17 protein-coding genes are annotated in these 13171 nt (G+C 45.0%); 15 read left to right on the top strand and 2 right to left on the bottom strand.

Annotated features, from left to right (window positions below; all coding sequences use genetic code 11):
* The first annotated feature begins 21 nt into the window (after positions 1-21).
* The 12 genes from SELR_RS15175 (at position 22) to SELR_RS15220 (ending at position 8017) form a co-directional block, all read left to right on the top strand.
* Entirely contained in the window at positions 22-276 is a 255-nt protein-coding gene (locus SELR_RS15175) for a hypothetical protein (protein WP_014425997.1), read from the top strand.
* Positions 277-421: 145 nt separating this feature from the next.
* Positions 422-658: a hypothetical protein gene (locus SELR_RS15180; protein ID WP_014425998.1), complete on the top strand. Its 237-nt coding sequence runs from the start codon at positions 422-424 to the stop codon at positions 656-658.
* 1 nt (position 659) lies between these two features.
* Entirely contained in the window at positions 660-878 is a 219-nt protein-coding gene (locus SELR_RS18950) for a hypothetical protein (RefSeq protein ID WP_014425999.1), read from the top strand.
* Entirely contained in the window at positions 838-1119 is a 282-nt protein-coding gene (locus SELR_RS15185; protein ID WP_014426000.1) for a hypothetical protein, read from the top strand. The genes SELR_RS18950 and SELR_RS15185 overlap by 41 nt, the downstream gene beginning before the upstream one ends.
* The gene (locus SELR_RS19590; RefSeq protein WP_041914897.1) at positions 1119-1313 is read left to right on the top strand and encodes a hypothetical protein; all 195 of its coding nucleotides are present in this window, start codon (positions 1119-1121) and stop codon (positions 1311-1313) included. The genes SELR_RS15185 and SELR_RS19590 overlap by 1 nt, the downstream gene beginning before the upstream one ends.
* 2 nt (positions 1314-1315) lie before the next feature.
* On the top strand, positions 1316-1513 hold the full coding sequence (locus SELR_RS15195) for a hypothetical protein (RefSeq protein WP_014426002.1): 198 nt from the start codon (positions 1316-1318) through the stop codon (positions 1511-1513).
* A complete protein-coding gene (locus SELR_RS15200; RefSeq protein ID WP_014426003.1) occupies positions 1506-2099 on the top strand; it encodes a peptidoglycan recognition protein family protein in 594 nt (197 codons plus the stop codon). The genes SELR_RS15195 and SELR_RS15200 overlap by 8 nt, the downstream gene beginning before the upstream one ends.
* Positions 2100-2118: 19 nt before the next feature.
* Entirely contained in the window at positions 2119-2691 is a 573-nt protein-coding gene (locus SELR_RS15205; RefSeq protein ID WP_014426004.1) for a hypothetical protein, read from the top strand.
* A 396-nt stretch (positions 2692-3087) separates the two neighbouring features.
* Complete coding sequence (locus SELR_RS18955; RefSeq protein WP_014426007.1) at positions 3088-3264, top strand: hypothetical protein; 177 nt, start codon at positions 3088-3090, stop codon at positions 3262-3264.
* Entirely contained in the window at positions 3258-3944 is a 687-nt protein-coding gene (locus SELR_RS15210) for a DNA-methyltransferase (RefSeq protein WP_014426008.1), read from the top strand. Before SELR_RS18955 ends, SELR_RS15210 begins: the two co-directional genes overlap by 7 nt.
* A gap of 316 nt (positions 3945-4260) precedes the next feature.
* A complete protein-coding gene (gene dnaE, locus SELR_RS15215; RefSeq protein ID WP_041914898.1) occupies positions 4261-7413 on the top strand; it encodes a DNA polymerase III subunit alpha in 3153 nt (1050 codons plus the stop codon).
* A 115-nt stretch (positions 7414-7528) separates the two neighbouring features.
* On the top strand, positions 7529-8017 hold the full coding sequence (locus SELR_RS15220; protein ID WP_014426010.1) for a hypothetical protein: 489 nt from the start codon (positions 7529-7531) through the stop codon (positions 8015-8017).
* Between the two features lie 269 nt (positions 8018-8286).
* Here the strand turns inward: SELR_RS15220 and SELR_RS15225 are convergent, their stop codons facing one another.
* Both SELR_RS15225 and SELR_RS15230 read right to left on the bottom strand, forming a co-directional pair.
* Complete coding sequence (locus SELR_RS15225) at positions 8287-8868, bottom strand: hypothetical protein (RefSeq protein WP_041914899.1); 582 nt, start codon at positions 8866-8868, stop codon at positions 8287-8289.
* A gap of 18 nt (positions 8869-8886) precedes the next feature.
* Entirely contained in the window at positions 8887-9774 is an 888-nt protein-coding gene (locus SELR_RS15230) for a ParM/StbA family protein (protein ID WP_014426012.1), read from the bottom strand.
* Between the two features lie 574 nt (positions 9775-10348).
* Here SELR_RS15230 and SELR_RS15235 point away from each other — a divergent pair.
* The 3 genes from SELR_RS15235 to SELR_RS15250 all read left to right on the top strand — a co-directional run bounded on the left by SELR_RS15235 (position 10349) and on the right by SELR_RS15250 (position 13171).
* A complete protein-coding gene (locus SELR_RS15235) occupies positions 10349-11050 on the top strand; it encodes a hypothetical protein (protein ID WP_041914900.1) in 702 nt (233 codons plus the stop codon).
* Positions 11051-11765: 715 nt separating this feature from the next.
* A complete protein-coding gene (locus tag SELR_RS18010) occupies positions 11766-12497 on the top strand; it encodes a Rad52/Rad22 family DNA repair protein (RefSeq protein WP_014426015.1) in 732 nt (243 codons plus the stop codon).
* 311 nt (positions 12498-12808) lie between these two features.
* A complete protein-coding gene (locus SELR_RS15250) occupies positions 12809-13171 on the top strand; it encodes a hypothetical protein (RefSeq protein ID WP_041914901.1) in 363 nt (120 codons plus the stop codon).

The following is a 13171-nucleotide window of genomic DNA, read 5'->3' on the forward strand; positions in this document are numbered from 1 at the left end:
TGAAGAAAAGGTGGTGGTATTTTGAATGGCGAAACCTTAGAATTTGCTCTTGCCAAAATTGACAAGCAGTTGACCAGCATATCGGAGGAATTAAAAGACCTTAAAAATAATTTGCCAAACCTGTATATATCAAAAGAGGTATACCGCAGTGAGTTGTCCGATTTGGAGCGGCGTGTGGCTGTCCTAGAAGCCAATTCGTCGAAAGTGACCTGGGCAGTCCTCGGCGCAGCAGGTAGCGTTTTGTTCACAGTCGTAAAAGCGTTTTTAGGTATATGAGCAGGAGAAATCACGACGATATAGAATTATATCAATACGGGTAATTCTGCCCGAATATTTCTAAATAAATTATCTCGCATTAGGCTGGTTTGAGAGCATCCCCCATGGACTCTTGGACTGGCCTTTTTGCGTTGGGGGTGAAAATTTGAGAGAAGTAATAGAAGGTCTGAAAGGGTTATGGCAGAGGCTTAAAAAGGAGCCGCTTATCGTAAGAATCAAAGTGCTAGTCTGTTTTATCCCTGCTCTGATTCTTTTTGCAATCACCTGCATGGGCGAGTTTGCTGAAAGTGCTGGCATGAAAATGGTTGGCTGGGCATGGCGTGACCCTCGGTTCGGTAAAAACCTTGCGGGGGAGAAACCGTATTGTCCGAAGGAGGTATGAGTTGAAAGTATTAGAGAAAATTGTAGATTGGTCTTTGGACAAGGTTTTAGGGGTTGGCTTAGTGCTGACCCTTTTAATTTCCCTGTTTTTAGGCTATGACACAACGATACAAACAAACATCATAAGCGGTTTGATTGGCTATATGTCAAAAACTGTAGTACAAGAAAGGAAAGTTGAAAATGAAAAAAGTAAAAAATCTCATCGAGAAAGTAGCAGGTAAAGCCGAAAGCGGCTGTAAGAAAGTCGCTAAGTTTGGCTATGGACTTGTAGGTGCGATCGTGGGTGCTATCGTACTAACGGCAGTGGTTATGCTTATCCTAGCTGGTGCGCTGGCTGTTGCTTGCGGTCTACTGACAATCGTTGCGTGTGCGGCAGTATTTTTGGCTCATATCCTCGGTTTATCCACTGGCTGGGCTATCGCGTTTTTCTTAGCTATGATTTGGCTCTTTTGGCGTAAATAATGGAGCTGTATATCAAAGACGTAGCCGGGAAAGAGGTAACTGTGGGGACGAGAGTTGCTTTTATCGTTCCTCAGTTCCGTTTCCTGAAAGTAGGTATTGTTGATGCAGTAACCCCGCGGGGGGTAAAGATTCTCTACGATGGGCACTGGGTAACACATCGGAAAAGGAATCAGATTTCAAGGATTGAGGTGTAAAAATGCAAGGTATTGTGGAATGTCCTGATTGTCATGTACGGCATGTTCGCCTGATTAAAAAGGACATCAGTAAAAGCGTGATTGATATTCACTGCGGTGGATGCGATAAAGTTCTCGGCAGTATCCATGACTACATGGTGGATGAGCCGTCTGTAAAGCAGGTTGCGACTTTGGACGAACTGGAGGCAGATAATGCGTAAGGTCACATTGGACGAATTAAGACAGATTGCCGAAGAACAGCGTGAGGCTGTTTGGGCAGAGGCGCGTTCCGTAGGGCGTGAACCGAAGGTGTATCTTCATTGGACGGCAGGTCACTACTTCCAAAAATTTGATGATTACCATATCAACATCACTGCCAACGGCGACATATGGCTGGCTACGGATGACTTGTCCGAAGTGTTAGCGCATACATGGCGCAGAAACACTGGCTCTATCGGCGTAACGCTCTGTTGTTGTGCAGGTGCTACGAGTGCCGACTTGGGCGATGAACCTCCGACTCCCCAGCAAATCGAGTGCATGGCTCAGGTTATTGCTACACTCTGTAATGCTCTGTGGCTGACTATCGACCGCGAAAGAGTTCTGACTCATGGCGAGGCCGCAGATAACGCAGACGGATGCTGGTGTCACGAGGAATATGGCTGCTTGTCTACTGTCGAGCGTTGGGATTTGCAGTATCTCGGAACAGAGGAAAGCCCTGTTTATCTCAAAACCTATGACGATGAGCGCACCGGGGGTAACATCCTGCGCGGAAAAGCGAACTGGTACGCCTCCGAATGGGCTGACTAAAAGAAAGGAAGATTGACGAATGAATAAAATCAAACAGCTTGTAAACTGGATCACCTTGAATAGCAAATATGCCCTGATGTTGCTGGTAGCTGGCGTGGCGTTCTACGCTGGCTTTTTTGTTTGTCAGCACTACAACAAGAACGTGGTGGAGGTGCCAGTGGAGATTGAAAAGACCATTGAAAAAACTGTCCCCATTGAGGTTCCAGTGGAGGTCAAAGGAGATACTGTTATCCGATATGTGGAGAAACAGACTCCATCGGACGCTGATGTAGAGATTACGAATCCTGCCCCTGTGGTATCGGTGGCCTATAACGGTGAAAAGACCGAACTTGCTGGCAACGTATCGGAAAAGCAGAAATTTGAAAACGGCAAGCTGCAGGTCGAACAAAAGACCGAAACTGTTTTAGATGTGACACCTATCGTAGAGCGTGAGGTCAACACTGCAGTAAACAAAGCAGTACAGGAAAACACCGACAAACTGAATACCGAACATCAAGCAGAATTGAAACAGGAAAAGCACAAACGGCATAAACGAGAGATTGAAACATACCTCGCCGGATTGGGGACGGCTGGCCTGTTGTTGTTGTTCTGATGAGTAAGAAAGACATTTGGGTGCGGGCGCAGCCTTCGGCTGTGTCTGTGCCTATTTTGTTGAACGATACTCCAGCAGAGGGTGATCCGCCGTGTTCGGAATGTCCCGATGCGGAAATGTGCGAGAGATACCTTGAACAGTTCGGTTGTGGCTTGTGTGGTGGTAACTGATGTTTAAGTGCTCTCTAAAAAAACTCTGCCGTAAATGTCGCGAGGTTGCCTGTGACAAGTGGTGTTTGTGCTTGGCCTGTGTCTATTGGATTGACGGAAAATGTACAGGCGAACCATTCAAACGCTGGAAAGGTTGGAAATCCTGCAGACAAGGCAGACGTTGGCGAGATATGTATGAAATGTTGCACGACTTATAATCAGATTTTATAACAGGAGTTGATTGAAAATGCGTAAAGACGGCGTAATTTGGTACGACAACGAGCGACGTAAATTCCGCGTTGCTATTGGTATCGGACAGAAACACCATATCGGACGATATAACACCATGAAAGAGGCCAAGGCTGCGCTCCATGCGGCTATCCGTGGTTATCGGTACGGCTGGAATATGGGTGTAGTTTGCTGATAAACAAGATTGTGAAGGGCGATTGCGTAAAGGGCATGAGGGAAACCATCAAAGATGCGTCTATTGACCTTATCGTGACCGATCCTCCGTATCTTGTTAGCTATAAAACGAACTACCGCAAGAACAAAGAGCATAAATTTTGCAGTGAAATAAAAAACGACAACAACCCCGATTTGATAAACGATTATATCAAGGAGTGTTATCGTATCTTAAAGCCTAATTCGGCTATGTATATGTTCTGTTCCTGTGTCCACATCGACAAATTCATGCAGATGGCTCGGGATGCAGGTTTCAATATCAAAAATAATATCGTATGGGTAAAAAACAACTGGACGGCGGGGGATTTACAGGCAGCTTTCGGCAGACAACACGAGTATATCCTGCTCCTGAACAAAGGCCGTAAAAAATTCCACGGCAAACGCCTGACCGATGTATGGTACTTTGACAGGGTAGCTGGCTCTGAACAAGTCCACCAAAACCAAAAGCCCATAGAACTGATAAAACGGTGCATTGAGTATCACAGTGAACCAGGGCAGGTTATCTTTGACGGCTTCATGGGTTCAGGGACTACTGCAGTAGCGGCTCTTGAAACACACCGCAATTTCGTGGGCTTTGAGCTGGATGACGAATACCACAAGGTGGCCACTGCTCGTATTGATGAATGTAAGAAAATGAGTTAGAATATATATCGTGGTTGGTGTCGTTAGTGCTTTCCCTTCGGGGAGGTGAGGCGCATGACGCTATATGAGATGTTATCCCTATTACTGGGTACTCTGACGCTGATTGTGGCAATCCTTGGACTGCTGAAAAAATAAACGCATGAAAAAAGCCGCCTAGCCTTCTGCTCGACAGCCCTTTTCTAACACTAATTTCGTTTTGGGAAGGTGCCAGCGGGTCGAAACGCCAGCCACTTCTTTTGTCAATATTATAACTCTTTCGTATAGATTTTTCAAGGTAAACCATCAGACCGCTCCGCAAGGGGTGGTCTTTTTTTGTATGCAGGAAAGGATGATTATTTTGTTTATCGGCTTACACAGACACAGCCATTATAGCAAGCGTGATGCCATCGCCAAGATTCCCGATATGGTAGAGCGCATCGGCGAATTAGGCCAATCAGCATGGGCACTCACAGACCACGGCACAACCTCGGGACTGATGGAGGCTTATAAAGTCACACAGAAATACAACAAACAGCACAACACCAATATCAAGTTTATTTTCGGGTGTGAAATGTACTGGACACCAAACGTGTTCATCAAAGACCGCAAAGCCACCTGCCACCTGCTGGTACTGGCAAGAAACGAGGTCGGCTACAAAAACCTGCTGCGGCTTACGACTATCGGTTACGGTGACAAAGGAAAGAGACCGGATCAATATTTTTACAATATGCGGGTAACGACCGAGGACATGGTGGAATGTAAAGATGGCCTTATTTTCACTTCAGCGTGCATGGGAGGCGTCCTAAATCCAAAGGTATATGATGGTATAGACTGGGATAAAAACCTCGCCTACGAGCGTGCCACGAAGTTTAAGGGGCTATTCGGAGATAGTTTTTACCTTGAAATTCAATGCTCCGATACGCCAACCCAGCGGGAATACAACAGGAACATCATTCAGATGGGCAAAGACCTCGACATTCCTGTAATCGTGACAGAGGACAGTCATTATGTAAACCAGCACGAGGCTGACATCCACCGCAAATGGCTGGGAGTAGAAATCGAACCCGACAACCCTGACGCATACTATCAGACCGATGATTATTTTATTCACTCCGAAGAACAGGTAAGAGAGGCTATTGGTTATCTTCCGGCTGATACTGTCGATATGCTGATAGACAACACGCTCAAACTGGCTGACTCCATCGAAACTGTCCACCTGAAATTCGGCGGCAAGAACTTCCCCGAACTGGATTTAGGCGGTAAGACTCCGCTGGAGGCCGTAAAGGAAAAGTGCAGGGCTGGCTGGAAAAAGAAAATGCAGAGCGTTCCCCGGTCGGAATGGCCTGTATATGTCGAACAGTTAGAGCATGAGTTCAAGGTACTGGAGAAGTGCGATTACTTGACATACTTTCTGATGACTGAGGACTTTATCAGCTGGGCGCGGTCGCAAAACATTCGTATGGGTATTGGGCGCGGTTCTGTTGGTGGCTGTCTAGTGGCGTATCTTATGGATATTACACGGATTGACCCCATCAAATATGGCCTGATTTTCGAGCGTTTCGCACATGACAAGAGAGTGTCCCTCCCTGATGTCGATATTGATATGCCAAACTCACGGCGGCAGGACTGTATTCAGTATCTTGTCGATAAGTATAAAGAGGTGTTCCACGTTCGCACCTTCGGTAAAATGGCCGAGAAAGCGTCTATCCAACGTGCAGCACGGTCGCTGAACTACACTCCCGAGGAAGTCAGGGCACTATCCAAAGCGGTTTCATCCATCGATGAGGTTTCAGATCCCGAGTTACGCCAGCTGGCAAAGTCGTATCAGGGCATTATCCAAAACTACGGCTGTCACGCATCGGCGGTAATGCTGTTCCCCAGTGACGCTAATCAGTGGACGGCGATTGAGAAGCAGGGTGATGACTATGTATGTGCGTATGAATACCACGACCTCGAAGCTATGGGGCTTTTAAAAGAAGATTGCCTCGGGATTAAGACGCTGGATTGCATTGATGAGTGTGTACGGCTGGTAAAAGAACACCACGGTGTTGATGTTGATGTGGATGCGCTCCCCGACGATGACGAAAAGACCTTCAAAATGCTCCAAAAGCTGGATGTAAAAGGGTGTTTTCAGATTGAGTCCGGCGGCATGATTAAACTGATTGACCAAATGAAACCGACCTCGGTCTTTGATTTAGTCCCCCTGGTCGCACTGTACAGACCTTCGACAATCCAATCAGGTATGCTTGATAGCTTTGTGAACCGCAGGGCAGGGACAGAGAAAACAATCTATCTCCATGACAAACTGAAAGGGTGCTTATCGGAAACCTACGGCGTTCTGTTATATCAGGAACAGGCGATGAAGATTGTTCAAGTAATGGCTGGGTATGACTTGGGCGTTGCGGATATGTTCAGACGTGCCATAGGGCGCAAGATACCGTCCGAAATGGCTGAGCTTATCCCTAAATTCGTAAAGGACGGCGAAGCCCTCGGGATAGATGCGCGAACCATGAATAAGCTGGCTGAGTGGCTGACGAACTGTGCGGCGTATCAGTTCAACAAATCCCATAGTGCTGCCTACGGCGTGACCTGTTATCAAACAGCATATCTTAAAGCCCATTATCCGGCAGAGTATCTGACGGCGTTTCTGAACGCATACAAAGGGGACAAGCAAGAAGATCTGCTCCCATACGTTCGCGATGCGAAAGAACACGGCATAAAGATTCTGCCACCTTCGGCTGACAGTGATACCTGTGGTTGGACTTGTGGTGTAGACGCTGACGGCCAGCCTTGGATTCGTGTTGCCTTGAATTTCATATCGGGCGTAGGAGATTTGCCAGTACCACTCGACAAAGACAGCTACCTAAAACTCCCTCGGGACAAAGTGGAGAACCTAACCAAAGCCGGAGCGTTGGATTTTGTGGGGGACAGAGCCAAACTGCTGGAGAAGCTGTATAAAGGCGGTCAGCTGGAACGATTGCAGAAACAACTCGACACTGCTGCAGAACGGCAAGAAAAGAATCGTATCCTGTATGAATCAGCAAAAGAGGGCACAAAGAAAAAAGAGGATGCCAAACGCAAAATGCTGAAATATTCCGAGCAGAAGTGGGACATCCAGCAACGTATAGACGAGGTCAATGCGCTGAACTGCAAGGACTTTGACCAGTCAAAAGCAGAAATGGAAGTGCTGGGCATGACTTTTGTCGATGTGTTCGCCGGATATGACCTGTCCAAATACTCCACACCTGAAGTAGACGAGAACGGAAAACCAGTAGAGAGCACCCCAAATCGGAGGATTGTGCTAGGCTGTGTCAGACGCTGGAAACCGTGGAAACAGAAGAACGGAAAACCTATGGCCTTTTTCTCCATAGAGTGTCCTGACGGTAGAACCTATGACCTTGTAATGTTTAACTATGTTTATGCGCAATTAGAGCTAAACAAGGTATATGGCTTTGTCTTGCAGGGCAATAAATTCAAAAAAACATTGTAAAAACATACAAGAAAAACCATAACGACAGTGACCTGCTGTTATTGACACACACATATAAACGACCATATAATTGTATATAGAGCAAAAAGAAAGAATCACAAAAGGAGTGGTAACTATGGCAAGGGGAAGAACCAAAGGTGACGTAGATTACGACAAAATCCTCCAAAAATGGAATATCTCTTACGAACTTTATGATAAATGGGTATCGGCAAAAAAAGTCGTATACATTTTAGACCAGTATAAACAAGAACTTGGGATAGAAACAGATCGAGAACTGGCCGAAAAAACAGGGATACTAAAGCAAATTATCTCAGCCACTAGGAGCAAAGCCCGCAAGGGGAGCCGTTTGCAAGCGCTTGGAGCAATAACACTGATTGATGCATTAGGGATAGACCCTCGCGTTATCCTGGTTCAAAAGGTAAAGCCAATCGAACTGACACTCAATCCTTACGATGCGCTTTTTCTTGACTCTTTCCCCAGTGACGTAGACCGGGCAAACCTGATGAAATACAAAAACGAAATCCTGTCGTACCTGCACAAGCTGGTTGATGAATCCAAAAAGAAAAACATTGCCGAAATGGAAAGATATGTGAACTCAAACTAAAAGCCGCCGAAAGGCGGTTTCTTTTTTTATGCCTTTTTCGTCTGTATTTATTTGTGTGTTTATATATTTACGTATTTTTATACTTGTTTATGTATGTGTATAACTACGTATTTATGCACGCCTACACATGCCCTTCTATGCGTTTATGCACGTTTGTATGCACCTGTGTTTTTATACTTATTTATGTATGTGTTTTATTGTGTACTTATGTATTTGCTTATATATACACATAAAAAAAGAGTGCCTTCCGGCACCCTTCGGTCATTGGCTTATATCATTTTTATAGGTCTTCTCCGTTTGGACTTCCCGCTGTTTTTTATCACATCGGAAACATCCTCTGGCGTAGGGTCGTTCTCGGTCTGCTCGTTTTTTTCGGTCTTTTCTTTTTGCTGTGGCTTTGGCATATATTCAGGATGCGGAATATATTCTTCGTCGGGTTCTTCCGCTGGCTCGTCCACGGTGTCCACACCCGGCCCATCGTTCGCCTGGTCTGCCTGAGCTTCAGCAACCTTGGCTTCTTCCTCGGCCTTCTTCATCAGCTCTTTGCCTTTTTCGACCTTAGCTCGTTTGCTCACTGCCTGACTTACGCTATCCTTGAAATCATCTTCCAACTCAAAAGCCGCCAGTGCGTCACCTTTATGCGTGGGGATGATGGTTCTTTTTGTTTCCTTCTTCATAGCTTTGATTCGAGCCACCTTCTCCGCCAGCATCTTGTCCTTTTCATCCCTCAGTATCTTGAAGAAATCCTCGCGCAGAACAAGCTCAGATATATAGGCCGACATATTAAGCCCCATCGCATCAGCCTGAACCTTCAGAAGCTCCTTTACTTCCGGCTCTATTGTGATTGTCATATTAACTCGCATATTTTATCAGTCCTTTTCTCCTGCATAATATCCGTAAGCATTTGCAAATACCGCTGTCATTTCGTCCAGTGGTTTATATGCAGTATCTTTAAAGTGGGGGGCAATGAAAGAGGTGCCACCGCCGACGATGTAAAGAGAGTCCATCAGTTCGAGATTCCAATGGTTAATTCTGAGATTGTTCTTGATAGTCTTTGCCATTCTCTCAAAGGCTTTGTCAGCCTCCTCGGGTACTTTGTCAATGTATAACTTCGCTTCATAGCTCTCAATATCATTGTAGCCGACATTTTCAAGAGCTTTCACAATATCCCGATAAGCATTGATAACGCCTTTCTCTAAGCTGCCGCTGTTCTCTGGGACGTAAGTGCCGCGCTTGAAGTAAGCAAAATCGACGGTTTTCTGTCCAATGTCAACGATGCCAATCACTTTTCTTTTGATGTCCTTATCGTCTTTGGCAATCAGTTTGTAGACAGCTTCCGACTGGGCATATACGGAGATTTTCTTGATGTCAACGGAGCACTTCTTGCCATTATAGGACACTTCATACTTGCCTTTTAGCTTCGTTAGAGCGTCTTTCATGGCCTTGTAATCGCTAATGGGTAGTCCAACCGCAACCGAATCGGAGAAGCTCTCTGTGTCCGTCATAGCACAGATAGCAGTCAACATGAAAATCTTGTGACGTAACATATCAGTACGGTCAAATGGAGCTTCGCCGCCACGGTTCAAGGCGGTCATACCAACATGGTACTTAACACCGTCCAATTCAAGCAGCTGATCGTCCGGATCAGTAGTGGGAATGTAATCCTCCGATGCTTCCATGTAAACAGACGGGAAAGCCGTAACCTCCTCGCCGTCATACACCTTCACATTACCAAATCCAACATCGATACTAAGCATAGATACAACATCCTTTCAATATGTATTTGTTTATGTGCGGTTCCCGACTGGTTCCCCGCAACAACCATATTATAGCACACGTACATATTTATTTGCAAGCATATTTATTTTATATGTATGGTTATATTCGTTTACATACGTATTTGGAAATTATAAAAACGAAGAGTGTATTATATTTATGAAAAACTTGGGCTTGACTCCATCATATATGGTGTGTTATTCTTGATGCATAGACATTTTGAACACGGACAACAAAAAAGGACAACAAAAAAGGACTTCTCCCGCGCCAACGGTTGAAATCCTTTAGTCCACATAGCCTGCAGCCACAGGCACTTGTAGGAAGCGACGCCAATCGCAAGACCTACTTTGAAAGCAACTACTGATTTGTGTACGGAATCAGCAGAGCATTGTTTTCTATTACTATATTATACAGTAATGGAGTAAATAATGCAAGAGTTATAGCTGTATTTTGCTATATTTCTATACGCATATTCGGGAGCATTTTCAGACCTGTGGTGTTGGTTTGAGGATGCTCCTTTTTGGTATGTCTAAAACAGGAAAAGAGGTTATTGGTATGGCATGGACAGTAAACGGTATAAAACTGAACAACACGCATCTCGCCGTATACAACTGCGTAAAACGCTTATCGAAGAAGCAAGGATACTGCTCTGCATGGAACGAGCAAATCGGGAAGGACTGGATGGTGAATCGTTCTCCTGATCGCGTGAGCCACATTTTAACCGACCTGCGTAGAGCTGGCCTGGTTGCCGTGCTTTGCATTTACGAGAAAGGCAGAAACTTTGTGAAGCATCGTAAACTCACCATTGTTGGGGACTTCCTGAAGGCCGTAACCCCCAGTCTTTCCTCTATCGCTACAAATAACGAGGTACATTCCGTAGGATGTAATAATAAGACAAACAACAACGACGGCGAGCCACTCAAGAACCTGATGCGGTCTGCCATGAAGCTGGGTATATCCCCATATCGGGTAAGTGTTGCCATTAGAAAATGGGGCATTAAGTACGTTCAAGAAAAGATGGCCATTGTTGCCAACTCCCGCACGGTAAAGAATCCGGTGGCTTATTTCCTGAGAGCATTACTCTCCGATTGGAAGCCCAATAAACGCGCATCTAAGCATATCGGACAACCCTGCGACTATACCCGCAAGACCGTATTCACTGTGAACTACGAAAACCATGAAGCAGATGCCGTTGTCAAAACACGTTCCCTCGATGAAATAGCCAAGGACTCTCCATTTGCTAAGTTTCTGCGATAAGAGCATAGATATTCCCTGACAACTCCATACTCTACGCATCAGGCGTACTCTATTCATTTTTAGGGACTTTATGCCCATTATTTTAAATGCGGGTAATTTCTGAAAATAATTTCTTTGAGTATTCGTCATACTTTCTAATGTGTCAATAGACACTGGCTCTCCTTGTATTTATTGGGGTCTTGCTTATGGTATTTCTTTACAGAGATAAAGCGACACAGGGAATGCGACCAAAGTCATAATATCTTTGCTTGACATTACATTCGTCACAGTCTATTATTAAAATCACATTAGAAATTGAGGCAAAAAAAAAAAAAAACACCAATTCTGACATTTTCCATCGGGGAAACACGTTTTACCATTCGTAGCTCACTTTTTTGCACATCTTCAACTATTCGGGAACGTAAACCACTTATAGTCTATTTGTAAAATGATACTTTTAATAAAAAGAATTTATTTTATAAAAATGTATTGTTTTTATGTGTATACTGTGGTAGACTGTATTTAGTTTACAAAACAGGAGGTTCTTTTCATCATGCAAAAATTCCCCAAGATTTTCCGTTTTCTCGGTAAAGACATCAAGATTGACTCTCTCGAAGAAGAGAAGAAGATTTTAGACGGCTTATCGAGGCTCGTTCGCGATAACTTTGAGTGCGGGTTCCAAGGGCATGACGGAAGAGAACTTCCCATTAGAATACAGATTGGAGATGCGTGTTAATTGGCTAAAAAGAACGATGTCGAGGCTCAGCTGAAAGCTCCTTTTCCGCTGGCTGACCTTGAGTGGCGTGTTGGTTCCACTTTCAAAGAGGGTACAAAGGGGATTTTATTGCCTTTTGTGACAGCCCGAGCAATTCAGGAACGGCTCGACCAGGTGTTCGGCGTTGAGGGTTGGAAGAACAAACCGGATATTTACGAGCAGGGTGTTGTGTGCACTCTGACGGCTACAACCGCCGATGGTAAGGTGATTGAGAAAGCTGATGGCGCAGAGTTCTCACAGGTTAGTGGCCTGAAGGGTGGCATCAGTGGTGCTCTGAAAAGGGCTGCTTCTGCAATGGGCATTGGCAGGTATCTGTATGATCTGCCGGTTATCAACGTAGAACTCGACCACAAGCGGTTCAAAGGCAAGGTCGTGGCTCTCCCCGATGAGTTTGTTCCCGAATCGGAGAAAACTGGGGCGACGGAAGTTAAGATTGAGTATTACGGTTTCGCTGGCTCTGACGGCGGTTACAACAATCATAGAGGCGCATCCAATAGTGCACCCTTAGGTAACGTATCGGAAGACGAAATCAAGGCCGCTATGGACTTTGTGGTGCGTAATGACAAATACAACGAGGGCAAGAAGATGTCCGAAGTGTGGGAGAAATCCCTGCGCTTCCTTGCAAATGGTCGCGACAAAGAACAGGCCAGAGCAGCTCGAATTGTAGCTCGGCATAAGGGCATCGCACTGTAAGTATTTATGTATGTAAGTGCATATGTGTTTGTTTGTGTATGTAGTTATTTGTGTAAATATGTATAGTGGAGGTTTGCTGTGTTACGTTTAACAACCATATTTCTAGCCGGGTGCGGGGCCTATGTATTGGTTGGCACCTATATGGTACTGTGCCTCCTAAATCGTTGCACTCTTTCTTCAACAGATAGCTACAATATGTGCGACGTTATGCGTACTTGTGCTCATATTATAGGGTATCACCTGAAACTCATAGAGTGTGCAATATCCACACAAACACACAACAACATAAACAAATATGTGTGTAAATATGTATGTGCATAGATATTGAGAAATTCGTGGGGTTGCCTTTTAAGAGCCAGCTCCACCAATGTTGCCTGATGTACTGTCTAGCCAATGGCGTATCAGCATTTAAGAACAAAAAGCCCTCGCCTGATTACTTCAAGTGCAGAGCGTATCTGTTTAAACTGCCAACACAGGACATCAAAAACATTGCATTGATGCTCATGAAAGAGCGAAAACCTGTCTACCTCTATGACCTATTAAAAAAGGCACAGGAGTATGTAGAGCGGGAGCGTACAGAGGAAAATAAAAATAAGATTGACCGTCTTGAGAAAGCGTGTAAAAACGGCAATTCTTACGACATGGATGCAGCTTTGTTAGATTTTTTAGGATAA

It is taken from the genome of Selenomonas ruminantium subsp. lactilytica TAM6421 (assembly GCF_000284095.1).
Lineage (GTDB): Bacteria > Bacillota > Negativicutes > Selenomonadales > Selenomonadaceae > Selenomonas_A > Selenomonas_A lactilytica.

Bases quoted from the DNA above. Each gene is read 5' to 3' on its own strand.
- SELR_RS15185 (WP_014426000.1), top strand. From the start codon at position 838: ATGAAAAAAGTAAAAAATCTCATCGAGAAAGTAGCAGGTAAAGCCGAA.
- SELR_RS19590 (WP_041914897.1), top strand. From the start codon at position 1,119: ATGGAGCTGTATATCAAAGACGTAGCCGGGAAAGAGGTAACTGTGGGG.
- SELR_RS15195 (WP_014426002.1), top strand. From the start codon at position 1,316: ATGCAAGGTATTGTGGAATGTCCTGATTGTCATGTACGGCATGTTCGC.
- SELR_RS15200 (WP_014426003.1), top strand. From the start codon at position 1,506: ATGCGTAAGGTCACATTGGACGAATTAAGACAGATTGCCGAAGAACAG.
- SELR_RS15205 (WP_014426004.1), top strand. From the start codon at position 2,119: ATGAATAAAATCAAACAGCTTGTAAACTGGATCACCTTGAATAGCAAA.
- SELR_RS18955 (WP_014426007.1), top strand. From the start codon at position 3,088: ATGCGTAAAGACGGCGTAATTTGGTACGACAACGAGCGACGTAAATTC.
- dnaE (WP_041914898.1), top strand. From the start codon at position 4,261: ATGCAGGAAAGGATGATTATTTTGTTTATCGGCTTACACAGACACAGC.
- SELR_RS15220 (WP_014426010.1), top strand. From the start codon at position 7,529: ATGGCAAGGGGAAGAACCAAAGGTGACGTAGATTACGACAAAATCCTC.
- SELR_RS15225 (WP_041914899.1), bottom strand. From the start codon at position 8,868: ATGACAATCACAATAGAGCCGGAAGTAAAGGAGCTTCTGAAGGTTCAG.
- SELR_RS15230 (WP_014426012.1), bottom strand. From the start codon at position 9,774: ATGCTTAGTATCGATGTTGGATTTGGTAATGTGAAGGTGTATGACGGC.
- SELR_RS15235 (WP_041914900.1), top strand. From the start codon at position 10,349: ATGGCATGGACAGTAAACGGTATAAAACTGAACAACACGCATCTCGCC.
- SELR_RS15250 (WP_041914901.1), top strand. From the start codon at position 12,809: ATGTGCATAGATATTGAGAAATTCGTGGGGTTGCCTTTTAAGAGCCAG.